This window comes from Eikenella halliae, assembly GCF_001648475.1.
Classification (GTDB): domain Bacteria; phylum Pseudomonadota; class Gammaproteobacteria; order Burkholderiales; family Neisseriaceae; genus Eikenella; species Eikenella halliae.
This window is the reverse complement of the sequence record NZ_LXSQ01000007.1, coordinates 59241-85193: the sequence shown is the minus strand read 5'-3', so window position 1 is coordinate 85193 and position 25953 is coordinate 59241. Positions and strand designations below refer to the sequence as shown.

The window sequence follows — 25953 nt, the reverse complement described above, 5'->3', positions numbered from 1 at the left end:
GCTACCTGAAAATAAAACCGGAGCTTAATCCTGCAAGAAACCTTTATCTCAACCCTTTTTCCCAACCACACTTGAAACATCATGCAATCCTTTCTAGACCGTTATTTCAAACTTTCCGAAAATAAAACCACCATCCGCACCGAGCTGATGGCGGGGCTGACCACTTTCCTCACCATGTGCTACATCGTCGTGGTGAATCCGCACACCCTGTCGCAGGCGGGGATGGATTTTGGCGCGGTATTTGTGGCTACCTGTATTTCCGCCGCCATCGGCTGCCTGATTATGGGCGCGCTGGCCAACTATCCAATTGCGCTGGCGCCCGGCATGGGGCTGAATGCCTATTTCACCTTCAGCGTGGTCAAAGGCATGGGCGTGCCGTGGCAGGTGGCGCTGGCGGCGGTGTTTGTGTCCGGCATCATCTTTATTTTGTTCAGCTTTTTGAAAGTGCGCGAAATGTTGGTGAACGCGCTGCCGATGAGCCTGAAAATGGCGATTGCCGCCGGTATCGGCCTGTTTTTGGCGCTGATTACGCTCAAAGGCTCGGGCGTGGTGGTGGGCAATGAGGCCACGCTGGTGCACATGGGCGAATTCCGCCTGCCGGTGGAAGGGCAGCCGGGCGTGTATACGCCGAATTGGCCGATGCTCTTGGCGTTGCTGGGCTTTTTCATCATCGTGGTGCTGGATTATTTCCGTGTGCGCGGCGCCATCATCATCGGCATTTTGGGCGTTACCCTGCTGGCGGTACCGCTGGGGCTGACCCGCTTCGAGCGCGTGGTATCGGCCATTCCCAGCATGGCGCCCACCTTTATGCAGATGGATTTCAACCATCTATTTTCAGGTAGCCTGATTGCGGTGATTTTCGTCTTTTTCCTAGTGGATTTGTTCGACAGCACCGGCACGCTGGTGGGCGTGGCGCACCGTGCCGGCCTGTTGGAAAACGGCAAACTGCCGCGCCTGAAAAAAGCCCTGTTTGCCGATTCCGTGGCCATCGTGGCCGGGGCGGCACTGGGCACTTCCTCCACCACGCCCTATGTGGAAAGCGCCTCCGGCGTGGCTGCGGGCGGCCGAACTGGGCTTACTGCCGTTACCGTGGGCGTGCTGATGCTCGCCTGCCTGTGGTTTTCGCCGCTGGCCGAAGCCGTGCCCGCCTTCGCCACCGCGCCCGCGCTGCTGTATATCGGCATCCACATGATGCGCTCGGCTACCGAAATCGACTGGCACGACATGACCGAAGCCGCGCCCGCCTTCCTCACCATGGTGTTTATGCCTTTCTCCTATTCGATTGCCGACGGCATCGCCATGGGCTTCATCAGCTATGCCTTGGTGAAATTGTGCTGCGGCCGATTCCGCGACGTACCGCCGATGGTGTGGGGCGTGGCCGTGCTGTGGGCATTGAAATTCTGGTTTTTGGGGGCGTAAGGCACATTTGAATAATAGAAAAGGCTACCTGAAATTTCAGGTAGCCTTTTTTTGTCCAATGAATCCAAAGGGTGGGTTTCTTCGGTAATTTTATCGGCAGCAGGATTATTTCAATTCATGTTCAAACGTTTCATACCGCATTGGTTTGCCCTGCTGTATTGACGGCCGTTTCCAGCTGTTGTCGGTAGGTTGGGCGGAAATGCCGGATACCGTTTTCGCACACCCAGTCGTCCAGCTGCATATCGTGCTTTTCAGCGGGCAGGGTGTCGGTTTCCTGGCAGGCGAAGCCGACGCCGATTTTGCGCGGGCAGAGGCGGTGGCGGGTGGCGGCGAGGGTAACGTCATAGTAGCCGCCGCCCTGGCCGAGGCGGTAGCCGCGCCGGTCGATGCCAACTAGGGGGATGACGATACCGTGCAGGTTGTGGATGCGGATTTTGCGTCCGGCAAACTGGGGGATGTGCAGCTTGCCTCGGCGGCGGCGTTCGGGGCGGCCCTGCTGCGGGAAGGGAGTAAACCACAGGCGTAGGCGGCGCGGTTCGATGTAGGGCAGGTAGAGCTCGGTGCCGCGTTGGCGGGCGGCGGCGGTGAGGCTGTCGAGCCGCAGCTCGCTGCCGATGGGCCAATAAACGGCCAGGCGTTTGCCGCGTTTCAGGTAGCCTTTGAGCAGGTTGTTGATGCGCTTTTCGGCGCGCCGCCGTTCGTCAGGCGGCAGGCTTTGCCGTTGGCGGCGGAAGTGGCGGCGGAGGTCTTTTTTGCTTGGCATGGCGGTTTAGGCGAGGCCTTTTTTCAGGCGGGTCCAGCTTTCGGGGTCTTCCTGCCATTCTACGTTTTCGCCGCGCAGTATGGCCTGCATCATTTTGGCGGTTTCGACGTCGATTTCGCGTGCGGTTTCGAGCAGGGGCTCATTGGCAAACACGGGCAGGTCGGGGGTATATTTCTCGGCCATTTTGTCCATCTGGTAGCGGTCGCGGGCGGCGTAGAACTCGCTGAGCTCTTGGGCTTTTTCGGAGTTGATGCCGAGTTTTTCCAGCGCGAGGCGGCCGCTGCGGATGGCGGCGTCTACGGTTTCGCGGATGATGTAGTTGGCGCCAGCATGGTGCAGGTGGTAGGCGTGGATGCGGTCGTGGGCGCGGGCGATGATGGGCAGGTTGGGGTAGTGGCGGTGGACGAATTCCACGATTTCGGTGGACTGCTCGCGGTTGCCGATGCAGATGATGAGCAGTTTGGCGTGCGCCAGGCCGATGGAGTTGAGCAGTTCGGGGCGGGTGGCGTCGCCGTAGTAGGTTTTGCTGCCGTATTTGGTGAGGCCTTCCACGGTGTCGGCCTGGTAGTCGATCACGGTGGTATGGAAGCCGCAGGCGGTGAGCAGGCTGTTGATTTGCTGGCCGAAGCGGCCGTGGCCGAGCAGGATGACAGGGTTTTCCTCTTCAATCACGTCTTGCGGTCGTTCTTGGTTTTCTTCCACGATGCCGCGCGGGGCAACCACTTTGTCATAGAAGATAAACAGGAGCGGGGTGAGCAGCATGGAGAGGGCAACCACCAACGAAATGCGGTCGGCCATGGCGCGCGGCAGAACATGGCTCTGGCGGGCGATGGTAAGCAGCACAAAGCCAAATTCACCGGCCTGCGCCAGGCTGAGCGCGAGCAGTTTGCTGCCCATGCGCGGCAGGCGGAACAGCAGGCCGAGGATAAAGAGGATGGTGCCTTTTACCGCCAGCGTGGCCAAGGTGATGGCGGCCACCACCCAAAATTCTTTATGCAGCAGGGCAAAATTCATGCCCGCGCCCACGGTGACGAAAAACAGCCCCAAAAGCAGGCCTTTGAAAGGCTCGAGGTGGCTTTCCATTTCGTGCCGGTAGGAGCTGTTGGCCAGCGCCACGCCGGCTACGAACGCGCCCAGCGCGGGGGAGAGGCCGATAAGCGACATCAGCGTGGCGATGCCCACCACCAAGGCCAGGGTGAACATGGTGAACATTTCGTTGAGGCGGACTTTGCTGATGAAGCGGAACATGCGCGGCACCAGGTAGCGCACGCCCACGGCAATGGCCAAAATGGCGGCGATGCTCACGGCGGCGAGCACCCAGCCGGGCTGGTCGGCCAAAAGGTTGGTGGTGTGCGGGCCGCTTCGGTGGTGGTGGCTGGCGGCCAAGAGCGGCAAGAGCGCCAGCATCGGGATGGCGGCCACGTCTTGAAACAGCAGGATGGCAAAGCCTGCCTGCCCGCCGGGCGACTGCATCAGATTTTTTTCGCTATAGGTTTGCAGCACGATGGCGGTGGAGGAGAGCGCCAGAATGCAGCCCACGGCCACGCCCATCTGCCAGCTTTTGCCGATGGCTATGGTGATGCCGGCAATCGCCGCCACGGAGAGCATCACCTGCAATCCGCCCAGCCCCAAGAGCTTGTGCCGCAGCTGCCACAGCTTCTGCGGCGCCAGCTCCAAACCGACCAAAAACAGCATCATCACCACGCCGAATTCGGCAACGTGCTGGATGGATTCGGTTTCTTTACCGGCCAAACCCAAAACCGGACCGATGGCGATACCGGCCATCAAATAGCCCAACACCGAGCCCAAGCCCAGTTTTTTGGAAATCAGTACGGCGGCCACGGCGAAGGCGAGGTAGGTGAAGGAGTAGAGCAGGATGGTGGTCATGGGCGTATTTTAGGTAAGTGGTTTTTGAAATAAAGGGTTATGGTTTTCAGGTAGCCTTTTGCCGGAGGAGGGGCTACCTGAAAACAGCGGGCTGGTTTCGGCAAAACCAGCGTATGTTTCTGGCGGCCTAGCGGCAATCAGTGCCGCGCGGCTTCGGCAATCAGTTTTTCCACCAGCGGCGGCACGCCGTCTTTGGCTTTGGCTTCGATAATGCTGATGTTTGCCAAGCCTTTCGGCGGGCGCGGATCGACCAGGTAGCGTTCGGCTTCGTAGGGCGCATATTCCAGCAGACCAGCGGCGGGATACACCTGCATCGAGGTGCCGACCACCAGTATTTTATCGGCTTGCGATACCTGGCGGGCGGCGGTTTCAATCAGCGGCACGGCTTCACCGAACCAAACGATGTGCGGGCGCATGGGGCGGCCTTGCGGGTCGGTGTCGTTGACGGATTGGTCGCCCGTCCATTCGATTACGTAGTTTTCGTCGGCGCTGCTGCGGGCTTTGTTCAATTCGCCGTGCAGGTGCAGCACGTTGCTGCTGCCGGCGCGTTCGTGCAGGTCGTCCACGTTTTGGGTAACGATTTGAACCTGATAATATTTTTCCAGTTCGGCCAGCGCGCGGTGGGCGGCATTGGGCTCGGCGGCCCGCGCCTGGCGGCGGCGTTCGTTGTAGAAGTCGATCACGAGCTTGGGATTGCGCGCGAAGGCTTCGGGCGTGCACACTTCTTCCACTTTGTAGCCTTCCCACAGGCCGTCGGTGTCGCGGAAGGTGCGCAGGCCGCTGTCGGCGCTGATGCCGGCGCCGGTGAGGACGACGATTTTTTGCATGGTTTGCTTTCTTGTGAACGGGTTGCCGTGTGGTTTTAACTGCCTTGCGGCTCAGGCTTTCAGGTAGCCTTTACGGGCGGTAGGGCTACCTGAAACATGGGTATTTGGAGTTTCAGGTAGCCTGGTTGGGTTACCAACCGTAGAAATTAAACAGCCATTCGCCATCCGGTTGTTTGATGGCGCGATGGGTTCGGCGCACTACTTCTTCGCTTTGCGGCGACATATAGTAAACATCAAAGGAAAGGGCGTTGGCTGCGAGTTTGCGGATATTGTTTACGCGCAAAATGCGCAGGCAGCCGCCGGTGTGATGTTCCATATTGCCGTGCGGCAGGGCGAGGTTGCCGCTTTGAGTGCCGGGTGCGCTATAGCGCTGGAGGCGGCCAGACGATGCGCCGCAGGCGATGAGGCCGATATAGTTGGCAATGGCCGGTTTGGCATCGTTGAAGAGCGGGGCGGCACCGCGGTTGGGCACGGCGCGGTTAAGAGATTGGGTGATGGAGGCGCTGGTGCCGCTGCTCATCGGTGCGCTCTTGCTGCTGATGGGTTGGCCGTTGGCAAACTCGTTAACGCTGGTGGTTAGGTTATTCACTTCTTCAAGGATGTCTGCCACGTTTTGGCAGCCGCTTAGGGCGGTCATGAGAAGGGCGATGCTTAGAATGGTGCGGACGGCTCTCATATTTTCTCCTATCAGATGGTGGGGAAGGCTTTAATTCGCTTGGTTGGCTGTGCTAAGGCTACCTGAAAATTTACACCTGATTTTCAGGTAGCCTTTGCGTTTAAAACCGGCGGTGTTGCAGGGCGGGCAGTTGGTTGCGTATGGTGTGCAGGCGTTGGGGTTTGAGTTCGGCCATGATCCAGCCTTCGCCTTCCGGCCGCTCGGCGAGGATTTCGCCCCAGGGGTCGATAATCATGCTGTGGCCGTAGGTGCGCCGGCCGCTGTCGTGCAGGCCGCCTTGGGCGGCGGCGATAACGTAGCATTGGTTTTCGATGGCGCGGGCCTGCAGCAGGGTTTGCCAGTGGGCTTTGCCGGTGGTGTAGGTGAAGGCGGCGGGCAGGAGGAGTACGTCGAACGGCTGCTGGGCGCGGAAGATTTCGGGGAAGCGCAGGTCGTAGCACACGCCTTGGCCGTAGCGCCAGCCGTCGATTTCCACCGACGGGGGGATGCGGTTGCCGGCTTCGATGGTGTCGGCTTCGCGGTAGCTTTCGCCGATGCCGGTGTAGCTGAAGAGGTGGGTTTTGTCGTAGCGGCTGAGGCATTGGCCGTCGCGACCGTATACGAGCAGGCTGTTGATGATTTTGCCGCTTTCGTTGGCGAGCAGGGGGATGCTGCCGCCGAATAAGACGATGCGGTGGCGGGCGGCCAGCTCGGCCATGAAGATTTGCAGGGGGCCGCGGCCGAATTGTTCGGCTTGGGCGAGTTTGTCAGTGTCGTGCCGGCCCATCAGCGGCCAGTATTCGGGCAGCAGCACCCAGTCGGCACCGGCTTGGGCGGCAGCGGCCACTTGCTGTACGACGCTGCGGCGGTTGACGGCGGGGTCGGTATGGGAAACGAGTTGGATGGCGGCGGCGCGGATGGTTTGCATGGTGTGTTCGATGTCGGATTAAAAACTTAAGGGGGAGGCTACCTGAAAGCATCTGCTTCGGCGGGGGTAAAGCAATATTTTGTTGCGGGCAGCTGTTTCGGCAAAGCCGAAATTATTTCAGGTAGCCCTAGGGTTTATTGTTGGTGCAAGCGGGTGGCGTAATCCACTTCTTCGCGGCTGCCCATGATTACGGCCACGCGCTGGTGCAGACCTTCGGGCTGGATATCGAGCATGTTCTCACGGGCGTTGGTGGCCGCGCCGCCTGCTTGTTCGATGATGAGGCTCAAGGGATTGGCTTCATACATCAGGCGCAGTTTGCCGGGCTTGGCCGGGTCGCGCGCGTCTTTGGGATACATAAAGATGCCGCCGCGCATGAGGATGCGGTGGATTTCGGCCACCATGCTGGCTACCCAGCGCATATTGTAGTTTTTGCCGCGGGGGCCGGTTTCCCCGGCGAGCAGCTCGGCAATGTATTGCTGCATGGGCGGCTGCCAATGGCGCTGGTTGGACATATTGATGGCAAATTCGCGCGTGGCCTGCGGGATTTGCGGGTTGAGCTGGGTTTGGACAAATTGGCCGTCCGCATCCAAGGTAAACACGGCCACGCCGTGGCGCAGGCAGAGCACGAGCTGGGTTTGCGGCCCGTAGAGCGCATAGCCGCTGGCTACTTGGGCGCGGCCGCTTTGCAGGAAGGATTGGGTGGAGAGCGGGCCTGCGGGTTTTTCCAAGATGGAGAAAATAGTGCCGACCGAAATATTGATGTCGATATTGGACGAGCCGTCTAAAGGGTCGAACAGCACGAGATAACGGCCTTGATCGCCGGCGGGCACGAACTGCTCTTCTTCTTCGCTGGCCAAGCCGGCCACGGCGGGGTTGGCGCGCAAAGCGTCAATCAGGATTTGGTTGGCGATAACGTCCAGTTTCTTCTGGGCTTCGTCTTGCACATTGCTGCTGCCGGCTTCGCCCAGGACACCGGCGAGCGCGCCCTGGCGCACTTGGCCGCTGATGGTTTGGCAGGCTTGGACGATGGTGGAAACCACGCTGCCTAATTCGGCAGGGAGGTGGTGTTCGGCGAGGTGTTGCTGGAGGAATTCGGCTAGGGTGGGCATGGGAAACTCAATCAGGGTATTTTTGCAGGTTATCTGTGTTAAAGGCTACCTGAAAAGTTTGGCTTGGCCGCGCCGCTACGCCGGGTTTGAACCGCGTAGAGGCTTTATTTTCAGGTAGCCTGTTGGCATGGCTGTATTTTACCCGCACAGCGGCTTGGCGGGGTAGGGTTTGCAGGGAGAAATTTGCCGTGCCGTTGTGTCGTTCGGGCTGTTTAACGGCGTTTGCCGCGGCCGCTGTGGCGTGGAGGCTCAGTACGTTCAGCTTCGAGACGGATGCGTTCCACTTCGCGGCGGAACTGCGGGGTAAGGCGCTGGCTTACCTGTTCGTAGCGCTGGCTGATTAGACGCATCATCGGCGGCATCATAGTTTTGGTCAAATCGCCCTGTTTGTTCAACACACTCTGTCCGGCAGGTGTACGGTAGAAGGCGATCATGGCATCCACTTCTTCCTGCGTGTAGGTTTGGCGCATGGCATCGCGGCCGATTTCGCGCATCTGGTTCAGCATTTCTTCCGATTGGAAAACTTCGCGGTTCATGCCGGCAACATATTGTTCGGCAGCGCGTTGCAGCGCGGCACGCTGCTCGGGGTTCAGGCGGGTGTTATCGTTGATGCGGCGGGCGATTTCCTGATTGGCGAAATCGGTGGCGGCGGGCATGGCGGCACGCAGCTGGGCGGGCAGGTTTTGCAGGTCAATCAGCCGGTTAAGAGATTCGTCAGACGGTGTTTGCGCGGCGGCGGGCAGGGCGGCCAAGAGTGCGACCAAGGCGAGGCTGCGGAAGGTAGACCGGCGAAGGCTATATGGCATGGGATTCCTTTTTGGAGTGAGGCTACCTGAAAGCATTTGCTTCAGCGGCGTTAAAACAAGATATGCACCGCGCGGCTGCCACGAATGGGCTATTGTCGGTCGCGGTGGTATTCACGGGTGAAAAAACTGCAATCGTCATGCCCGTGCGTGGTGAGCGGCTTATGTTGGCGGTGGTGCTGTTTGAGGCGCACCAGCAGCCATAGCAACAATGCCAGTAATAAGAAAGTAAGAGAGAGAGATAAATCGAACATCGCTGTCCCCCGCAAGTAGTGGCACGAAACACTTTGCATCCCCGATTATTTTGCTGGTTTGATTGGCAAGGCAGTGCAGCCTTGATTGTATGGGATGAAGTTGTCCGGCCGTAGGTATCAGAATCGGTGTTTATTCTCTGTTTGTATCGCTGCGTAAGGCCTGCGTTCCAAAGCTTGCCGCTTGGTAAGCGGCGGGATGCCGTTTGTTGTTGTATGCCAGCAAGCCCCTCTTTTTCGGAAACCCTCTGTATCTGTTTTGAATTATAGCGATTTCTTTACATTTATGTCCAGTAACCGACTAAACTGGTAGGAAAGGTTAAGGCATTTGTGCAACAAGTGAATAGTATGGACAATAAGTATAGGTAACATTCATTATTCGGCCGAATTTTGCATAAATAGATTTGCTTTTGTGTCTAAACATGTCTATTATGGTGACACTTGCCAAGTTTATGGTTTAAATTAGACTGAAAGTCCATTATGAAGCTCGATATCGATCTCCTGATTGCTTATTTCGGCGGCGTAAACGCGTTGGCCGAGGCCTTGCGCCAACATGATCCCGAAGGCGCTGCCTCCACGGCGGCGATTTACAAATGGCGCACGCGCGGCTCGCTGCCGCTGGCGCAACTGCAAAGGCTGACCGCCTTGGCCGAAGCGCAGGGCAGGCCGATTGATTTGAATGCCTTTATGCAACAGCAGACAACTTTGGAGAAAAACACCGTGCAGCCGCAAAGCAACCGCGTCATCATTTTCGACACCACCATGCGCGACGGCGAGCAGTCGCCCGGCGCATCCATGACCAAGGAAGAGAAAATCCGTATCGCCCGCCAGTTGGAAAAAATGGGGGTGGACGTGATTGAGGCCGGTTTTGCCGCCGCCAGCCCGGGCGATTTCGAATCGGTGAACGCCATTGCCAAAATCATCACCAAATCCACGGTTTGCTCGCTGGCGCGTGCGGTGGAAAACGATGTGCGCAAGGCGGGCGAAGCGGTTGCGCCCGCGCCGAAAAAACGCATCCACACCTTCATCGCCACCAGCCCCATCCACATGGAATACAAGCTGAAAATGAAGCCGCAGCAGGTGATCGACGCGGCGGTGAAAGCGGTGAAAATTGCCAAAGAATACACGGACGACGTGGAATTCTCCGCCGAAGATGCGGTGCGCTCCGATTTGGACTTTTTGGCAAAAATCTTCACGGCGGTTATCGATGCCGGTGCCACCACCATCAATATCCCCGACACCGTGGGCTATTCTGTCCCATCCGTGTGGTACGAGCGCATCGGCAGCATCATCCGCAGTGTGCCCAACGGCGGCAAAGTGGTGTGGTCCACCCACTGCCACAACGATTTGGGCATGGCCGTGGCCAACTCGCTGGCCGCAATCCAGGCCGGGGTGCGCCAAGTGGAATGCACCATCAACGGCCTGGGCGAACGCGCGGGCAATGCCAGCCTGGAAGAAATCGTGATGGCGCTGAAAGTGCGGCACGACCTGTTCGGTTTGGAAACCGGCATCGACACCACGCAAATCGTGCCCGCATCTAAATTGGTATCCACGGTAACGGGTTATCCCGTGCAGCCCAATAAAGCGGTAGTCGGCGCCAACGCATTCGCCCACGAAAGCGGCATCCACCAAGACGGCGTGCTCAAACACCCGCAAACCTATGAAATCATGACCGCCGAGAGCGTGGGCTGGGCTACCAACCGCCTGACTTTGGGCAAACTTTCCGGCCGCAGCGCGTTTAAGGCCAAGCTGGCCGAGCTGGGTATTGAATTGGACAGCGAAGAGGCATTGAACGCCGCCTTCGCCCGCTTTAAGGATTTGGCCGACAAAAAACGCGAAATCTTCGATGAAGACTTACACGCCTTGGTGTCGGACGAAATGTCGAACCTCGCGCCCGAGCGCTACAAATTCATCTCCCAGCGCATCGTTACCGAAACCGGCGAATTGCCGCGCGCCGAAATCGTGTTCAGCGCCGACGGCGAAGAGCGGCATGCCGAAGCCACCGGATCCGGCCCGGTGGATGCGATTTTCAAAGCCATCGAAAGCGTGGTGCAGAGCGGTGCCGAATTGCAGATTTATTCGGTGAATGCGGTAACCTTCGGCACGGAAAGCCAGGGCGAAACCGGCGTGCGCCTAGCCAGAAACGGCCGCGTGGCCAACGGCCAAGGTGCGGACACCGATATTCTGGCCGCCACCGCCAAAGCCTATCTTTCTGCGCTGAATAAGCTGGAAGGTGGTGAAAAAGTGAAGGCGCAAGGCGGGATTTAGCCGGGTTCTGTTTTCCGTTTGCTGTTGAAGTACCGCCCTTCGGCATCATGTTGTGGGGCGGTTTGATTTTGCGCGAAAGGCTACCTGAAACTATGCGGTATGGTTTTCAGGTAGCCTTTTTGTTGTGCAGGAGGCGGGAAGGCACACACTCAAACAATGCAGATATCCCCCGCCGGAGTTCTGCAGTGCCAGACTGCTTTCAGGTAGCCTGAATCATTCTGTATGAGCAGGGCGGTTTGTGCCCCAGCTAGTTGATCCCTGCCACATCAAATCTGACTAAAGCCTGTGTTTTTATATTTAAACTGGCTGGTTTTGCTGATTCGGTATTGCCCGGCTTGCTCCGAATAATATGGGCTGCGCCATGTGTGGCAAAGTATAGTGAATTAACAAAAACCAGTACAGCGTTGGCTCGCCTTGCCGTACTATTTGTACTGTCGGCGGCTCGCCGCCTTGTCCTGATTTTTGTTAATCCACTATAAATTGGCTGAAAACGTGTTGTCCGCCTTTAAAAAGGCTACCTGAAAATTTCAGGTAGCCTTTTATGGAGCGGCTTAGGCATCCGGCAGGGCGGTTTCGGGGGCGCTGTCTTGGGTGAAGCGCGTGCAGACTTCGAGGATGCCGCTGCCGAATTTTTGGATTTTGGCTTCGCCCAAGCCGTAGATGTTTTGCAGTTCGGTGAGGCTGGCGGGGCGTTGCTGCACGATGTCTTGCAGGGTGCGGTCGCCGCACACGATGTAGGCGGGCACGTTGTCGGCGCGGGCGCGTTCGGTGCGCCATTGGCGCAGGGCTTGCCAGAGGCGTTCTTCGCGCTCGGTGCGCAGCCATTGTTCGCGCGGGGTGCGGGTGGCGGATTTTTCGCGTTTGAGCGGGCGCAGCATCACGGCCTGCTTGCCTTGCAGCACGGGGCGGGCGGCTTGGGTGAGCATGAGGGCGTGGTAGTTGTGCGGGTCGGTGGCGAGCAGGCCTTGGCCGATGCATTGGCGGATGATGCCGCGCCATTCTTTGTCGGACAGGGCGGCGCCGATGCCGTAGGTGGAGAGCTGGTCGTGGCGGTTTTGCCGAATCCAGTCGTCGGCTTTGCCGCGCAATACGTGGATGACGTAGCCGGCGGCAAAGCGCTGGCCGACGCGGTAAACGCAGCTGAGGAGTTTCTGCACGTTTTCGGTGGTGTTGAAGAGGACGGGCGGGTGCAGGCAGTTGTCGCAGTGGCCGCAGGGGGGGATGGCTTCGCCGAAGTGGCGCAACAGGGCGGCGCGGCGGCAGCCGGAGGTTTCGCACACGGCAAACATGGCTTCGAGTTTTTGCTGTTCGATTTGCTTTTGGAAGTCGCTGCTGTTGCCGGTTTGGATGCGTTCGCGCAGCAGGGCGTAGTCGTTGAGGCCGTAACACAGCCAGCTGGCGGCGGGCTGGCCGTCGCGCCCGGCGCGGCCGCTTTCCTGGTAGAAGTGTTCGATGCTTTGCGGCATGTCGAGATGGGCGACGAAGCGCACGTCGGGCTTGTCGATGCCCATGCCGAAGGCGACGGTGGCTACGATGATGAGGCCTTCTTCGCGGGTGAAGCGGTGCTGGTTTTCGTTGCGCTCGGTCATGGTGAGGCCGGCGTGATAAGGCAGGGCGCGGTAGCCGTGTTCGTTTAAAAAGGCGGCGGTGTCTTCCACTTTTTTGCGGCTTAGGCAGTAAACGATGCCGCTTTCGCCGTGGGGGCGGCTGTGCAGAAAATTGAGCAGCTGCTTTTTGCCGTTGTTTTTTTCGATGATTTGGTAGTAGATGTTGGGGCGGTCGAAGCTGGTGATGTATTCGGCGGCGTTTTCCAGCTTGAGGTAGTGTTTGATGTCGGCACGGGTTTCGGCGTCGGCGGTGGCGGTGAGGGCGATGCGGGGGACGGCGGGGTAGCGGTCGGCCAGGAGGCCGAGCTGGCGGTATTCGGGGCGGAAGTCGTGCCCCCATTGGCTCACGCAGTGGGCTTCGTCGATGGCGAACAGGCTGATTTCGGTGTGGTCGAGAAAGCGCAGGAAGCGTTCGCTCACCAGGCGCTCGGGGGAAACGTAGAGCAGTTTCAGGTAGCCTGCTTCGATGGTGTTGGCAATCTGCTGCACCTGGCTGCTGCCGATGCCGCTGTGCACGCTGGCGGCGGCCACGTCTGCGGCCTGCAGGGCGGCCACTTGGTCGTCCATCAGGGCAATCAGCGGCGACACCACCACGGCCAGCCCGCGCCGCATCAGGGCGGGAATTTGATAACACAGGGATTTGCCGCCGCCGGTGGGCATCAGGACCAGCAGGTTTTGCCCTTCTGCCAGCGCGTTCACGATTTCTTCCTGCCGCCCCCGGAAGGCGTGGTAGCCGAAAACTTCGCGCAGGATGTTGAGGGCGGAGGGCTGTGGCATGAGCAGTTTTCCGTTTGCGGGGTTTGTTGGATATAATGGCGCGGATTTTATAGCGTTTGAAGGCTACCTGAAAGGATTTTTATGCAACTGAAGAGATGGGCCGGGCTGTGCGCGGTGCTGGTGTTGGCGGGTTGTTCGAGTATGGGCAGCGGGCCGAGCTTGGGCGGCAGCTGGAGGGAAGTGGGCTTGAGCCAGAACGGTAATATGCTTTACGAAATAGATACTTCCAGCATTCGGAAAGAAGGCAGCCGGGTTAGCTTCCGCGAGCGGATGACGGTGTCGGATGTGGGGCGCGAGCATTATGTGAACACGCCGCATTTCAAAACGGCGGTCAACCAATGGCAGTTCGACTGCCAGGCGCGCACGCGCCGTTTGATGGCAGTGGAGATGTGGGATGCCTCCGGCAACAAGTTGGCTGCCAACCAATATGAAATGGCCAGGCTGCCTGCCAAGCCGGTGGTGAAAGGTTCGGCCGGCGGCAAACAGTTTGAAATTGCCTGCGGCAAAACTTTGTGATTTTTGCAGAATTAAGGAGAGAAAATATGCGGATCAAGGGAATTCTGGCCGGGCTGTGCCTGCTGGCCGCCGCTGCGCCCGCTTGGGCGGATGATGCAGCGCAAACTGAGCTTTTGAGTGCGCAGATGGCGTATCAGGAAGCATTGAAGGCGCAAACCGATAACGGCAGCCGTGTGAATACGCTGCGTACCCGTTTGGAAGCGGCGCAAACTGCCTTGCAGCAGAAACAGGCGGAAATTACGCAGTTGCAAACGCAATTGAATGAGGCGGATGTGGCCGCGCAGCAATCGAATACCACGCTGGAAGAAGCCGGCCGCCGGTTGGATGCGGCTTGGACGGCAGTACGCGGACAGCAGCGTTAGTCGCAGATTGCGTGCCAGCAGACTTTTCGCTTTGCAAAACCGGTCTTGTTGGCTTTAACTGGCTCAAGCTGCGTTTTCAGGTAGCCTTTCGCATGGAGAGGCTACCTGAAAATTTATCTGGCTGTTTGATGTTGGCATGTTTATGGAAGAGGCTACCTGAAAGCACGACGCAACGCAGAGTTTCTGCGCAGTTAAAATTTCAGGTAGCCTTTGCTATATCGGATTTAGTTTGAATCAGGACAAGGCGACGAAGCCGTGGACAGTGCGGCAAGGCGAGGCAACGCCGTGTTGGTTTAAACTTATCCTGCTGAGCGGCAGATAAAAAACCGGCCTGATTATTCAGGCCGGTTGGTTTATGCTGCGGGGGCATATAGCCCCGTGCCGCGTGGGTTAAGCTTTAACGATCTTAACTTTGTAGCGGCCGTCTTCTTGGCGGTAGGCACCGTGGATGTCGGTTTCGAAGCCGGGGAAGTGGGCGCCGATTTCGCACAGCATCATCAGGAATTCCAAGATGGGCTTGCTCTCTTCGGTGATCATTTCACCAGGCATTACCAACGGTACGCCGGGAGGATAGGGCAGAATCATGTTGGCGTTGATCTTGCCTACCATGTCTTCCAAGTAGCAGTCTTCAATCTGGCCTTTGAGCTCGAGCTGGAAGGCTTTGTGCGGGTTCATCACCATGGTCGGCAACACTTCGAATGCGCTGAACATGAGTTCGGGCAGGTTGTGTTTGCAGATCAGGCTGTGGATGCCCTGCGCCAGTTCTTGAATCCGCATGTCTTTGTAGAAAGAGGGCGATTCGTTGAATACGCGCGGCAATACTTCTTCCACGGTGGCGTTGGCATCATACAGGTTTTTGAACTCGTTCAATGCGTGCAGCAGGCTGAGGGCTTTGGTGTCGTCCACGCCGATGCTGAAGAGCACGAGGATGTTGTAGGGGCCGGTTTTCTCCACGATGATGCCGCGGTCTTCCAGGAATTTGGAAACGAGGTTGGCGGGGATACCGGTTTTTTCCAACTGGCCGTTTTTATCCAAGCCCGGGGTGAGCAGGGTTACCTTGATCGGGTCGAGGTACATGTGCTGGGCGTCGATGTCTTTGAAGCCGTGCCATTTGTCGGTTTGGTGCAATTCCCAGCATTCGATGTTGTCCACGTTTTCAGGTTGCCACACGTCGAAATACCATGAATCGGCATGGGCTTTGTGGTTTTTAATTTCCTTACGGAATTTAACGGCGCGCTCCAGCGAATCCTGCATCAGGCGTTTACCGGCGTTGCCGCGCATCATGGCTGCCGCCACTTCGGTAGAGGCTACCATGGGGTAGAACGGGGAAGTGGAGGTGTGCATCATGTAGGCTTCGCCGAAGGTGGCGGTGTTCAGGTTGCCCTTAACGTGAATCATGGAAGCCTGTGAGAATGCGGCCAGCAGTTTGTGGGTGGAGTGGGTTTCAAAGATGACCTTGTCTTTGGCCTGTTTGCCGCCCATGCCGGTTTTGCCGTTGTAGATCGGGCTGAAGTTGGTGTAGGGAACCCAGGCGGAGTCGAAGTGGATGGATTTCACATCCAGGGTGTCTTTGATTTTGTCGGTGTTGTAGAACAGGCCGTCATAAGTGGAGTTGGTAATCACGGCATGTACCGGCCAAGTGGCGCCCGGAACTTTGGCAAGTTTCTCGGTGATGACTTCTTTGGTGAATTCTTTTTGCGGAATACCGCCCAAGATACCGTAGGCGTTGCGGGTCGGTTTCAGATACACCGGGGTAATGTCGCTCATCATCAACAGGTGGGTTAATGATTTGTGGCAGTTACGGTCGATCAGCACGGTGCTGCCGGCCGGTACGGAATACATACCCACGATTTTGTTGGCGGTGGAAGTGCCGTTGGTTACGATGTAGCTGTGGTCGGCATTGAAGGTTTCGGCGATGTATTCTTCGGCTTCTTTGTGCGGGCCGGAGTGGTCGAGCAGGGAGCCCAATTCACCCATGGAAACAGAAATATCTGATTTAAATGTGTTTTCACCGTAGAAGTCATAGAACAGGCTGCCTACGGGAGATTTCAGGAAAGCGGTACCGCTCATGTGACCCGGAGTACAGAATGTGTATTTGTTTTCAACCACATAATCAAACAGGGCTTTGGTGAAGGGCGGTGTGATGTTGTCGATATAGTGACGGATGGCTTTTTCAATTTTGTCCACAACGTCTTCGTTGCTGAACAGGTGGCAATCGATGAAGGTGGCGTGGTCGCCTACGGCGCTGAAATCCACTGGTTTGTCGCAATCGGTGGGTTTCAGGATGAATACGGGCAGCTCGTCGTTGAGCGCGATAATTTGTTCGTCTAATTCTCGGTTGAAAATATCCAGTGTACAAAGCACTGAGCCTATTCTGGCGTCATGTTTCAGGAACGTCAGGATTTCTTGCGGGTCATGGGCTATTCGGATGGTGTGACCACCCTTTTCCAAAGTGTCAATCAAGCTCTTCAGATAGTCACCAAGTTCCTTATGACCACAGCCTAATAAGATGTTCTTCATGATCTAAATCCTTTAAGTAAATTAAGAAACAACTGCTTTTGCCGGCCGGGAGGCTGGCTTTTGCTACCGTTGCCGCCGTGCCGGAGGGCGCAGCGGCAGTAGTGGCAACCTGTGTTTTGCCGCTTGCGGAACAAGGGCAAAAAATAAACCTGCATTGGTATATGCAGGCAAGTGATTAATAGAAGATTAATGATATTTTGGCTGGGCAGCTTGGTGGCGGATTATAGAATTGCAGCACCCAAGGCTGGCGGCGGATGGAATATCGGATTACAGTTAAGTACTGCTAAGAAAAATTAACAGTTGCTTTGTCTGTTGCGTTCAAGTGAGCAAATATTAAAATTATTTACACACCTTGCCTGCATTAAAGCTGGTTGATTTTAAAGAACAATATCTTGAAATGTGGCTGAATTGGCAGTTTATTTTGATGCCTATCTATTTATTGATACATCATATCATAAAATATAATGTCATGGGTTGACTTTAGTCAGAAAATTTTAGAGCAAAGATACAGGCCTGATGGAGGGGAAGGGGTGGAGGGCGGTGCTGGCAAGGGGTTTGGTGCGGATTTGTAAAAATAGAAACGGCAGACTTTGAGAGAGCCTGCCGTTGGAAAAGTGAGTTTGTTGCGGAGTATTTAAGAGGAACAAGTATAGTGGATTAAAATAAGAATGGGACAAGGCGGCGAGCCGCAGACAGTATGAGCAATACGGCAAGGCGAGCCAACGCTGTAGCATTCTTATTTTAATTCACTATAGTATTTGATTTTCAGGTAGCCTCTGCCTGTTCCTGCCAGGCGGGGCGTTTCCATTTGGGTGCGTCTTGAAAACGGTAGGCGGCCATTTTTTCTAGCAGGGCGGGGATGCTGCTGTCCGTACACACTAAGCCGGTATTGGCGGCAGGCATGAAACCTTGGTTGGCGGTGTGCTGCAACAGGGTGATGATGGGGTTGAAAAAGCCGTTGACGTTGAGCAGGCCGATGGGTTTGCTGTGCAGTTTGAGCTGGGCGGCCGAGAGCACTTCAAACAGCTCTTCGTATGTGCCCAATCCGCCGGGCAGGGCGATGAAGGCATCGGCCCGTTCAATCATTTTGGTTCGCCGATCGGCCATATTGTCGGTGATGATAAGCTCGGTGAGGCGGCCGTGTGCCATTTCTTCATGGCGCAGGAAGGTGGGGATGATGCCGGTTACTTGGCCGCCGGCAGCCAGGGCGGCAGAAGCCACTTCGCCCATCAGGCCGATGCCGCCGCCGCCGTATACCAGCCGGCTGCCTCGTTCGGCAATGGTGCGGCCCAGCTCACGAGCGGCTTGGCTGTAGCAGGGGTCTTCGCCGAGATTGGAGCCGCAATAGACGACGATGTTATTCATAGCTTTCATATTTATTCTTTCAGGTAGCCTCTTGGAGGGTGATGGTTTTCGGTGTGCAGCCGAAAATGTGAAAGCGCGGATTATAGCGAATGGGGTTTTTTACATACAAGCTGCGGGGCGGAATAGGCTACCTGAAAACCTATTACTGCTATTGTGCTGGCCGTTTCCTTATGAGGATAAGACGATGCAGGTAAGTAGGCAGGTTTTGGGCAAGGCGCTTTCTGTATCGAAATACGGCTGCAATGCCAAATGTAGTAGATTGAAATAAGAATGCGGCAAGGCGGCTGGCTGCATATGGTGCAGACATCATGGCAAAGCGGGCTCATGTGGTACAGGTTTTATTGATTCATTACACGCCAAAAAGCTTACCTGAAAATTTTCAGGTAAGCTTTTTGTTTTGCCGCGGATGGATGGAGGTTTGTTCCTTATCATTTTTCAGGGTAGCCGCTATCAGAAGGCTACCTGAAATTTTGGGGCGGGTATCAGCCTTTAAAAACAGGCAGGATGTCGGCGCGGCTGAGGACTTGGGCGGCGACGTTGGCCAGCCCGAAGAAGAACACCCAAGCCATCAGCCATTTCCCGCCGTACACGCGGTAGCCTTTGCCTTCGCCGAATTTTTTGCGGCAGGCGTAGAGCAGCAAGGCGGGGACGAATGCCGTCCATACGGTGGCGGCGAAGCCGACGTAGCTGATGGCGAGTACGAAGCCGGTGGGGAACAGCAGGCAGGCAACGAGCGGGGGCAGGAAGGTGAGGGCGGCGGCTTTGCTGCGGCCGGCGCGGCTGGTGCCGAAGCCGAACAGGTCGGTGAGGTAGTCGAGCAGGCCGAGGGTTACGCCGAGGAAGGAGGAGGCGATGGCCATGTAGGAAAACAGGGAGAGCACGCGCACCAGCCCGCTGCCGGCCACTTGGGCGAGGGCAGCGAGCAAGGCGGCCACGTTGTCTTGCGCGGCAATCACGGGGCCGAACTGGCTGCGTGGTAGATTGCCTTGCACAGCAAACTGCCAGAGGGCGTAGATCACCAGCGCCACCAAAGTGCCGAGCCAGAGCGAGCGGGCCACTTTTTTGGCGTCGCCCCGGAAGTAGTCGAACAGGCCGGACACGTTGCCGTGGAAGCCGAAGGAGGCGAGGCAGACGGGCAGGGCGGTGCCGAGATAGATCCAGTAGCTGCCGTTTCCGCTGCCGACGGTATCGAATAATACGGCGGGCTGGGCGGAAAGGAGCAGGCCGCCGTTGGCCCAGAGGAAGGTCATAATCATGCCGCCGATGAGGATAGTGATGCCGCGGTCTACCCAAAAGGTGGACCACCACACGCAGCCGGCGAAGACGAGGGCGAACACAATCTGCCCCACCCAGAGCGGGGCTTGGAGGGCTTGGGCGGTGAGGTTGCCGCCGGTGAAGATGTAGGCATAGGTGAGCAGATAGAGCACAAAGGCTACGGAAAGGCCGGTGATGATGCTCCAGCCGCGGCCGAGCAGGTCTTTGACGATGGTGTCGAAGTTGGCGCCGGGCGGATAGTGGGTGGTGGCTTCGAGAATCATCAGGCCGCTGGAGAGCATGGAGAACCAGGTGTAGAGCAGCACAATGAGCGAGCCGACAAACCAGATGCCGGCAGTGGCGGTGGGGTTGGCGAGCATACCGGCGCCGATTACAGTGCCGGCGATAATCATGGCGCCGCCGAGTACGGAGGGTTTTTGATTCATGGTGATGTGGGTATGGAGTGGTTTTCGGTATGGTTAAAGCACTGCATTGCTTCCTACTGCGTTGGCTTGCCTTGCTGATTGCTTTGCTGTTTGCGGCTTGTCGCCGTGTAGGAATAAATCATTGCTTCCACCACACCCTTTGGCGGGAAAATAAAACGGCCGCCCAAATCAGCGGCCGGGGCGGAATTATACAGGGCAGGAGCTTGACTTGACTATATGGTTTGTGATTTTTGCAAACCTGGTTTTGGCATATTCTCACGTTATTGCGTATTTAATGGCGTTTGGTTCTTTATATGTGGTTTTATTGCCATATTGTTGCTTTGATGATGTTTGGCGGGCAGATAATACTGTTTGGGTCGGGAGGCTACCTGAAATAAATTTTGGTTTTACGAAAACGGGCAATGCTCGTTTGATTTGGGTCGAAGGCTTATGCTTTCAGGTAGCCTGTGGCGCAGAATATAGTGAATTAACAAAAACCAGTACAGCGTTGACTCGCCTTGCCGTACTATCTGTACTGTCTGCGGCTCGCCGTCTTGTCTTGGTTTTTGTTAATTCACTATAAGTCACTTGATGCCCACGCGGCTACTGTATTTGCTGTGTGATGCCGCATGGTTGCGGCTATAGAAAAAGGCTACCTGAAAATACCGGATAGGGTTTTCAGGTAGCCTTTTCAATCAGGCGGAGGTGATTGGGTTAGAACAGGGCGTCAATCTCTTGCGAGTTTGCTGCGCCGCCATCACCGCCGTTTTGCTGCGGTATCGGTTCTACGGTGTTTTCTTCCGGTATCACCGGATCGCCGCCTGCGGCTTGGATATCTTCGGCATCAGGTGCGGCGCCGCGGTTGTCGATGGCCAGGCGCGAACTGGTGCTCTGCTGCTCTTGCAGGAAGTATTCGCCGCCCTTGCGTACGATTTTCGCGGGCATCGGCATGCCTTTTTGTGGTACGCCTTTGAGTGCGTAGCGCATGTATTCCACCCATACGGGCAGGGCGATTGTGCCGCCGAAGCCGGCACGGCCCATGCTGCGCGGTTTGTCGAAACCGATATACACCACGCCCACTAAGTCGGGGTTGAAACCGGCAAACCAGGCATCTTTGTTTTCGTTGGTGGTACCGGTTTTGCCGGCAATATCGCTCCGACCAAGAGCGCTGGCGCGGGCACCGGTGCCTCGGCGTACCACGTCTTGCATGATGGTGTACATGATGTAGGCGTTGCGCGGGTCGATAACCTGCGGTGCACTTTCTCCGGCCACCAAGGGCTTCATCTGGGCGCGCAATCGGCCTTGGCTGTCTTCAATGCGGTCGATTACATAGGGAGACACTTTATAGCCGCCGTTGGCAAACACGGCATAGGCCTGCGCCATTTGCAACAGGGTAACCACACCGCTGCCCAGAGCCATAGACAGCGAATCGGGAATCTGACGGGCATTAAAGCCGAAACGCTGCACGTATTGATGTACTTCGTGTATGCCAAGCGCCATCACGATGCGAATGGAAACCATGTTTTTAGACGCGGTAAGTGCCTGGCGCAGGGTGATGAAGCCGGAATAGCGGCCATCGGAGTTTTTCGGGCGCCACGGCCGACCGCCGGTGCCCATGCCGGGCAATTCGATCGGGGCATCGTTGATGGTGGTGGCGGCAGTCATACCTTTGGCCAAAGCGGCTGAGTAGACAAAGGGTTTGAAGGTAGAACCCGGTTGGCGCTCGGCCTGAGTGGCACGGTTGAAGCTCTTACTATGGAAGTCGAAACCGCCCACCAAGGCGCGGATGGCGCCGGTTTTGCTATCTAATGCCACAAATGCGCCTTGCAGCTCGGGCATTTGGCTAATCTGCCAGCCGCGATCGAGTTTGCGTACGCGGATAACCGCACCGGGGCGGATGGCGTTGTCTTTGCCGTTGTTGATGGTGCGCGCTACATAATTGAGCGCATTGCCGCTGATTTTGATGCGGTTGCCGCCTTGCGTATAGGCTTCAATAGAAGAGCGGCTGGCCTGCAACACCACGGCCGGTTGTAGGCCGTCTACGGTGTAAACCGTATCCAGATATTGATCTAGGTTTTCGTCCAGGGTCTCTGCTTCTATCGTGTTCAAATCGATAAATGCTTCTGCACCACGATAAGCGCCTAATCCGAAACCTTTCAGGGCTCGGCGCAGGGCTAGGGTGGCCACGCGCTGGCTTTCGGAGCTAACGGTGGTGTACACGCGGAAGCCTTGCGTATAGGCATCTTCGCCGTATCGGTCGTACATTTCTTGGCGAACCATTTCAGCTACATATAGAGAGTTTTGGTCAATCTCTACCTGTTGGCGCCGGTAATGCAATTCTTCAGCCAGCGCTTGGTCGCGTTCTGCGGGCGTAATCATCTTTTCTTCAACCATATTGTTGAGAATGTAACGCTGGCGCAAGCGGGCGCGCTCGGGGTTCACGATTGGATTAAAAGAGGAGGGCGCTTTAGGCAGTCCGGCCAGGATGGTGGCCTCAGCCAAAGTCAGCTCTTTTACCGGTTTGTTGAAGTAAATCTGCGAAGCGGCAGCAAAGCCATAGGCGCGTTGGCCTAAGTAGATTTGGTTGAAATACAGCTCCAAAATCTGTTGCTTACTTAGCGATTGCTCAATTTTGTAGGCCAATAATGCCTCATTGAACTTACGGCGGTAGCTGCGTTCGTTGGTGAGGTAAAAGTTGCGGGCTACCTGTTGGGTAATAGTACTGGCACCAGACTGTACGCCGCCGGCACGGAAGTTGCCGATCAGGGCGCGAGCCACGCCGGTAACGTCTACCCCCCAGTGGTGGTAGAAGCGTTTATCTTCTGCAGCAATAACGGCATTGATCAACACAGGCGGGAATTCGTCAATTTTGGTAAACGCGCGGCGTTCCTCACCATACATGCCGATGAGTTTGCCATCTGATGAATAAATAGTCAGCGGCATCCGCGGCTGATAATTTGTTACCGTCTCCAAACTGGGGAGTTTCGGGTAGGTCACCAATACTGCAATAGCCAGTAGCCCAACACCGAACAAGGTTAGTCCCAGCAGTAGTCCAAAAACCGTTTTAAGTATTTTTCTAAACATAGTTACAAATTTTTCTATCAATAAGTACTTTGACTAAAGTAAACTATACCTTAATTTATGCAAGAAAACGCTAAACCTGATATAAATTTACCTGTGACCGGTCAGCCGGTCTTTTAAAGGGAGGCTTAAAGATGCGAATATCAAAAAAACCAAGGAAATCAAAACAAAAGGCTAAAATGTCTTTTGGCAGCAAAGGCTGCTTGGGCGTGGATATTACGCCAACCGCCATTAATATGGTACATCTTGCCGGCAGTGTTCCGAGTAATCTGCGGTTGGAAAATTACACCATCCAGCCCCTGCCTAAAGGCGTTATTATAAACGGCAACATCGAAGATCATGACCAACTCGTGTCATATTTACAACAAGCTTACCAACAGCTCGGCAGTAGTTGCAAGAATGTAACAGCAGCCCTGCCGCAGGCTTTAACAAACATACAAACGATTACTTATGATGCCCGTAGTGCTGATCTGCCGGTAGATGAGTTCGTTGAGCTGGAAGCCAGTCAAACCATCGGTTCTGATAATCTGAGCTATGATTTCCAAGTTACTGCCGAATTGCAAAACGGCAATGTGCAGGAAATCGTTATGGCGGCGGCCAAGCGTGATGATGTGGATCTGCGTAGGGATTTGTTCGCCGATGCCGATATTCCGTTGTCTCAAATGGATGTGGATACTTTCGCCGTTGTGAACGCTTTCTCTATTTGGATTGATCAATTTGCTCCTGATCTGGAACACCAGAAACTGGCTATTTTCCATGTGGATGAAGAACAGACTAAAGCCCTGATTCTGCAAAATGGCAGTATTGTTTATAAACAAGAAACTAATTTCGGTAACAAACAGCTAACCCATAATATCCAGCGGCAATATAAATTGAGTGAGGATGATGCTTGGAGTATGCGTTTCAAAAGCAATAAGCCCGCAGATTTCCAGGGTGCGGTAGCTGATCACTTTAATAGTCAGCTTACTCAAGAAATTCAGAGGGTTCTGCAATTCTATTACACAACGGTGAGCAGCGATTATCAAGATAGTGTTAAGCATATCTTGATTTCGGGATGCCCATTCATGCAGCCTTTTGGCCTCGCAAAAAGCGTGTATGCGCAAACCAATATCTCTACTCAACAAGTGGAGCCTATTGTCAGCACGCAAGGCGGCAAGCAAACCGAAACTTCGAAATTTAATTTGGAATCCGGGCAACTGACCGTTGCGTTTGGATTGGCTGTAAGAGGATTGTAAAATGATTCCATTAATTCAACTAAATATGCTCCCTTATCGTGAGGAGCAGGATAAGCAGAAAAAAGCCCAGTTCACTAGATTGATGATTTTTTCTGGTTTGATTGGTGTTGGTTTGTTGGTATTTACGTATGTATCGCTTAGTGGCCTAATATTAAATCAAGAGTCACGCAACCAACAGCTAACTGCCGGTATTGATCAGTTAAATATTCAAATTAAGGAAGTAGAAACCTTAGAAGCTGAAAAGCGCGATTTCTTAGCTCGGAAAGCGAAAGTGGAGGAGTTGGAGAATAAGCGTTTTGAAGCAGCTAGGATGATTGATTCATTGAACACTGTTGCGCCGGAAGGTGTTTATCTAACAGGTATTAAGGCTAAGGATGTTAGCACCTATACTCTGTCTGGTAAGGCTACTAGTGATAGTAAAATTGCTGATTTTATGCGGGTAATTCCAAGTACCAATGTATTTGGTCAACCCTCTTTGGATAGCATCAATAAAGTAGAGTCTGTACAAGAGTTTGAATTGACTGTAGCAGTTGCTTCCGCACCAATGAGCGGAGATTCAATAAATATTGCTCCCGTTGCAATGCCAGAAGCTGCTTCTGCTGCCAGCAATACTCCTGCATCAGTACCCAATACGTCTGTGGCACCTGCATCATCCGCTACAGCCACTTCCTCTCCTGCAAATTAATGGAAGGGTGAAATCATGGCACAAAAAATTGACCTTAATACTCTATATAAACAAAACAAGCTGGTTCAGCTTGGTGCTGGTATCGTTATCGTTGTTCTCCTTTTGATTGCAGGCTACTTTGCCTTGTTTAAAGGACAATGGGAAGAATATGAGGGTTTGCAGCAAAAAGAAGAGCAGTTGAAGCAAGAATATCAGAGCAAAGCTGATCAGGCAGCCAACCTGCCAGTTTTGAAGGATGAGCTGGAAAAAATCCGTACTGCATTCAACGTATTGTTGAAACAATTGCCTACAGATGCAGAAATTCCAAATTTAATTCAGGAATTGCATCAGGCAGGGGCGAAAAACAGTATGCGTATGAATAGTGTGAAACCTTTGCCTCCGGTAGATCTTGATAACGTACAACAATTGCCTTATGAAATTTCCATTTCGGGAAGTTATGAGCAAATTGCACAATTTATACGTGATGTAGGTCGTTTGTCACGTATTGTAACCTTGGATAAGATCAATCTTGCCCCTGTAGATGCAAAGGATAGTAATGGCATGCTTACTTTGACAGCCAACGCCAATACTTATAAGGCATTGCCTCAGAGTGAAGCCTCTACTGCTTCAGCCGCATCGGCACCAAAGGCAGAGTGATAAGATTGGTTCTTTATAAAGGATTTTATAATGAAGAAAAATATATTATGGGTCTCAGCGGTTTTTTTGCTGGCTGCCTGTTCTTTGACAGAGGGTGATTTGCAGCAGTGGATGGATAACGCTCGAGCTGAAGCAAAGAGTAAGGTTCGTCAACCCCAGATACCGACTATTTCGAAATCGCCTGAGTATATCGATCCTGTTATTAATGGGTTAAATATATTTGATCCTAAGCGACTTCGTGTTAATCAGCAATCGGGTATTAATGCTCCGAACCCTGATAGGCCAAAAGAAATCTTGGAAAACTTTAGCTTGGAGAGCTTACGTTATGTGGGTTCTATTAAGCGGGGTGGGCAGATTTCTGCCTTTGTTGAAGCTGGCGGTCATACTTATACCGTACATGTAGGTAATTATCTTGGCCAAAACTATGGACAAATTACCGCTATTACTCCGGATAAGCTGATTTTATCGGAGGTAACTGAAGACAGCTATGGTGCATGGCAACGTCGAACAGCGGAATTGGAATTGAATATTCCAGACGCTTCTAACCAATCAAAACCCAATTAAACTTACCAAGGGATTT

The 25953-nt window shown here is 54.8% G+C and carries 22 protein-coding genes; 9 read left to right on the top strand and 13 right to left on the bottom strand.

Features of this window, described 5'->3' with window-relative positions:
* Positions 1–81: 81 nt before the first annotated feature.
* A complete protein-coding gene (locus tag A7Q00_RS02570) occupies positions 82–1419 on the top strand; it encodes an NCS2 family permease (protein WP_064089087.1) in 1338 nt (445 codons plus the stop codon).
* Between the two features lie 130 nt (positions 1420–1549).
* Here the strand turns inward: A7Q00_RS02570 and A7Q00_RS02565 are convergent, their stop codons facing one another.
* The 8 genes from A7Q00_RS02565 to A7Q00_RS13300 all read right to left on the bottom strand — a co-directional run bounded on the left by A7Q00_RS02565 (position 1550) and on the right by A7Q00_RS13300 (position 8645).
* On the bottom strand, positions 1550–2182 hold the full coding sequence (locus A7Q00_RS02565) for a 5-formyltetrahydrofolate cyclo-ligase (RefSeq protein ID WP_064089086.1): 633 nt from the start codon (positions 2180–2182) through the stop codon (positions 1550–1552).
* Between the two features lie 6 nt (positions 2183–2188).
* Positions 2189–4069, bottom strand: a complete 1881-nt coding sequence (locus A7Q00_RS02560; protein ID WP_064089085.1) for a monovalent cation:proton antiporter-2 (CPA2) family protein — start codon at positions 4067–4069, stop codon at positions 2189–2191.
* 137 nt (positions 4070–4206) lie between these two features.
* Complete coding sequence (locus A7Q00_RS02555) at positions 4207–4896, bottom strand: SIR2 family NAD-dependent protein deacylase (RefSeq protein WP_064089084.1); 690 nt, start codon at positions 4894–4896, stop codon at positions 4207–4209.
* Positions 4897–5026: 130 nt separating this feature from the next.
* Positions 5027–5572 (bottom strand): hypothetical protein, encoded by a 546-nt coding sequence (locus A7Q00_RS02550; RefSeq protein WP_156503703.1) that lies wholly within the window; start codon positions 5570–5572, stop codon positions 5027–5029.
* Between the two features lie 100 nt (positions 5573–5672).
* Positions 5673–6479: a carbon-nitrogen hydrolase family protein gene (locus tag A7Q00_RS02545; RefSeq protein ID WP_064089082.1), complete on the bottom strand. Its 807-nt coding sequence runs from the start codon at positions 6477–6479 to the stop codon at positions 5673–5675.
* A gap of 134 nt (positions 6480–6613) precedes the next feature.
* Positions 6614–7588, bottom strand: a complete 975-nt coding sequence (locus A7Q00_RS02540) for a class 1 fructose-bisphosphatase (RefSeq protein WP_064089081.1) — start codon at positions 7586–7588, stop codon at positions 6614–6616.
* A 212-nt stretch (positions 7589–7800) separates the two neighbouring features.
* A complete protein-coding gene (locus A7Q00_RS02535; protein WP_064089080.1) occupies positions 7801–8394 on the bottom strand; it encodes a DUF2059 domain-containing protein in 594 nt (197 codons plus the stop codon).
* Between the two features lie 89 nt (positions 8395–8483).
* Positions 8484–8645 carry a hypothetical protein gene (locus A7Q00_RS13300; protein ID WP_156503702.1) on the bottom strand — a complete coding sequence of 54 codons (162 nt, stop codon included), beginning with the start codon at positions 8643–8645 and terminating at the stop codon, positions 8484–8486.
* 477 nt (positions 8646–9122) lie between these two features.
* On the opposite strand from A7Q00_RS13300, the gene A7Q00_RS02530 reads away from it, so the two are divergent.
* On the top strand, positions 9123–10910 hold the full coding sequence (locus A7Q00_RS02530; RefSeq protein ID WP_064089079.1) for a 2-isopropylmalate synthase: 1788 nt from the start codon (positions 9123–9125) through the stop codon (positions 10908–10910).
* A 551-nt stretch (positions 10911–11461) separates the two neighbouring features.
* On the opposite strand, the gene recQ is transcribed toward A7Q00_RS02530, so the two are convergent.
* Positions 11462–13294 carry a DNA helicase RecQ gene (gene recQ, locus A7Q00_RS02525; protein ID WP_064089078.1) on the bottom strand — a complete coding sequence of 611 codons (1833 nt, stop codon included), beginning with the start codon at positions 13292–13294 and terminating at the stop codon, positions 11462–11464.
* An 81-nt stretch (positions 13295–13375) separates the two neighbouring features.
* On the opposite strand from recQ, the gene A7Q00_RS02520 reads away from it, so the two are divergent.
* Positions 13376–13810: a surface-adhesin E family protein gene (locus A7Q00_RS02520; RefSeq protein ID WP_064089077.1), complete on the top strand. Its 435-nt coding sequence runs from the start codon at positions 13376–13378 to the stop codon at positions 13808–13810.
* Positions 13811–13836: 26 nt separating this feature from the next.
* Entirely contained in the window at positions 13837–14172 is a 336-nt protein-coding gene (locus A7Q00_RS02515; protein ID WP_064089076.1) for a hypothetical protein, read from the top strand.
* A gap of 390 nt (positions 14173–14562) precedes the next feature.
* Here A7Q00_RS02515 and A7Q00_RS02510 read toward each other — a convergent pair whose 3' ends face one another.
* The 3 genes from A7Q00_RS02510 to A7Q00_RS02500 all read right to left on the bottom strand — a co-directional run bounded on the left by A7Q00_RS02510 (position 14563) and on the right by A7Q00_RS02500 (position 19757).
* Entirely contained in the window at positions 14563–16692 is a 2130-nt protein-coding gene (locus A7Q00_RS02510; protein ID WP_064089075.1) for a lysine decarboxylase LdcC, read from the bottom strand.
* A gap of 765 nt (positions 16693–17457) precedes the next feature.
* Positions 17458–18066: an LOG family protein gene (locus A7Q00_RS02505; protein WP_483782931.1), complete on the bottom strand. Its 609-nt coding sequence runs from the start codon at positions 18064–18066 to the stop codon at positions 17458–17460.
* Positions 18067–18539: 473 nt separating this feature from the next.
* Positions 18540–19757, bottom strand: a complete 1218-nt coding sequence (locus tag A7Q00_RS02500; protein WP_064089073.1) for an aromatic amino acid transporter — start codon at positions 19755–19757, stop codon at positions 18540–18542.
* A 208-nt stretch (positions 19758–19965) separates the two neighbouring features.
* On the opposite strand from A7Q00_RS02500, the gene A7Q00_RS13295 reads away from it, so the two are divergent.
* Positions 19966–20319, top strand: coding sequence for a hypothetical protein (locus tag A7Q00_RS13295; protein ID WP_156503701.1), 354 nt, complete (start codon positions 19966–19968; stop codon positions 20317–20319).
* Positions 20320–20450: 131 nt separating this feature from the next.
* Here the strand turns inward: A7Q00_RS13295 and A7Q00_RS02495 are convergent, their stop codons facing one another.
* Positions 20451–22820 (bottom strand): penicillin-binding protein 1A, encoded by a 2370-nt coding sequence (locus tag A7Q00_RS02495; RefSeq protein WP_064089072.1) that lies wholly within the window; start codon positions 22818–22820, stop codon positions 20451–20453.
* Between the two features lie 131 nt (positions 22821–22951).
* Here A7Q00_RS02495 and pilM point away from each other — a divergent pair, with 131 nt between their 5' ends.
* The 4 genes from pilM to A7Q00_RS02475 are packed head-to-tail and all read left to right on the top strand — an operon-like array spanning position 22952 to position 25937.
* Complete coding sequence (gene pilM / locus A7Q00_RS02490) at positions 22952–24052, top strand: type IV pilus biogenesis protein PilM (protein WP_064089071.1); 1101 nt, start codon at positions 22952–22954, stop codon at positions 24050–24052.
* 1 nt (position 24053) lies between these two features.
* The gene (locus tag A7Q00_RS02485) at positions 24054–24737 is read left to right on the top strand and encodes a PilN domain-containing protein (RefSeq protein WP_064089070.1); all 684 of its coding nucleotides are present in this window, start codon (positions 24054–24056) and stop codon (positions 24735–24737) included.
* Between the two features lie 15 nt (positions 24738–24752).
* Positions 24753–25373, top strand: coding sequence for a type IV pilus inner membrane component PilO (locus A7Q00_RS02480; protein WP_064089069.1), 621 nt, complete (start codon positions 24753–24755; stop codon positions 25371–25373).
* A gap of 30 nt (positions 25374–25403) precedes the next feature.
* Entirely contained in the window at positions 25404–25937 is a 534-nt protein-coding gene (locus A7Q00_RS02475; RefSeq protein ID WP_064089068.1) for a pilus assembly protein PilP, read from the top strand.
* The last annotated feature ends 16 nt before the right edge of the window (positions 25938–25953 follow it).

Coding starts and splice junctions, on each gene's coding strand:
- A7Q00_RS02570 (WP_064089087.1), top strand. CDS start 82: ATGCAATCCTTTCTAGACCGTTATTTCAAACTTTCCGAAAATAAAACC.
- A7Q00_RS02565 (WP_064089086.1), bottom strand. CDS start 2,182: ATGCCAAGCAAAAAAGACCTCCGCCGCCACTTCCGCCGCCAACGGCAA.
- A7Q00_RS02560 (WP_064089085.1), bottom strand. CDS start 4,069: ATGACCACCATCCTGCTCTACTCCTTCACCTACCTCGCCTTCGCCGTG.
- A7Q00_RS02555 (WP_064089084.1), bottom strand. CDS start 4,896: ATGCAAAAAATCGTCGTCCTCACCGGCGCCGGCATCAGCGCCGACAGC.
- A7Q00_RS02550 (WP_156503703.1), bottom strand. CDS start 5,572: ATGAGAGCCGTCCGCACCATTCTAAGCATCGCCCTTCTCATGACCGCC.
- A7Q00_RS02545 (WP_064089082.1), bottom strand. CDS start 6,479: ATGCAAACCATCCGCGCCGCCGCCATCCAACTCGTTTCCCATACCGAC.
- A7Q00_RS02540 (WP_064089081.1), bottom strand. CDS start 7,588: ATGCCCACCCTAGCCGAATTCCTCCAGCAACACCTCGCCGAACACCAC.
- A7Q00_RS02535 (WP_064089080.1), bottom strand. CDS start 8,394: ATGCCATATAGCCTTCGCCGGTCTACCTTCCGCAGCCTCGCCTTGGTC.
- A7Q00_RS13300 (WP_156503702.1), bottom strand. CDS start 8,645: ATGTTCGATTTATCTCTCTCTCTTACTTTCTTATTACTGGCATTGTTG.
- A7Q00_RS02530 (WP_064089079.1), top strand. CDS start 9,123: ATGAAGCTCGATATCGATCTCCTGATTGCTTATTTCGGCGGCGTAAAC.
- recQ (WP_064089078.1), bottom strand. CDS start 13,294: ATGCCACAGCCCTCCGCCCTCAACATCCTGCGCGAAGTTTTCGGCTAC.
- A7Q00_RS02520 (WP_064089077.1), top strand. CDS start 13,376: ATGCAACTGAAGAGATGGGCCGGGCTGTGCGCGGTGCTGGTGTTGGCG.
- A7Q00_RS02515 (WP_064089076.1), top strand. CDS start 13,837: ATGCGGATCAAGGGAATTCTGGCCGGGCTGTGCCTGCTGGCCGCCGCT.
- A7Q00_RS02510 (WP_064089075.1), bottom strand. CDS start 16,692: ATGAAGAACATCTTATTAGGCTGTGGTCATAAGGAACTTGGTGACTAT.
- A7Q00_RS02505 (WP_483782931.1), bottom strand. CDS start 18,066: ATGAAAGCTATGAATAACATCGTCGTCTATTGCGGCTCCAATCTCGGC.
- A7Q00_RS02500 (WP_064089073.1), bottom strand. CDS start 19,757: ATGAATCAAAAACCCTCCGTACTCGGCGGCGCCATGATTATCGCCGGC.
- A7Q00_RS02495 (WP_064089072.1), bottom strand. CDS start 22,820: ATGTTTAGAAAAATACTTAAAACGGTTTTTGGACTACTGCTGGGACTA.
- pilM (WP_064089071.1), top strand. CDS start 22,952: ATGCGAATATCAAAAAAACCAAGGAAATCAAAACAAAAGGCTAAAATG.
- A7Q00_RS02485 (WP_064089070.1), top strand. CDS start 24,054: ATGATTCCATTAATTCAACTAAATATGCTCCCTTATCGTGAGGAGCAG.
- A7Q00_RS02480 (WP_064089069.1), top strand. CDS start 24,753: ATGGCACAAAAAATTGACCTTAATACTCTATATAAACAAAACAAGCTG.
- A7Q00_RS02475 (WP_064089068.1), top strand. CDS start 25,404: ATGAAGAAAAATATATTATGGGTCTCAGCGGTTTTTTTGCTGGCTGCC.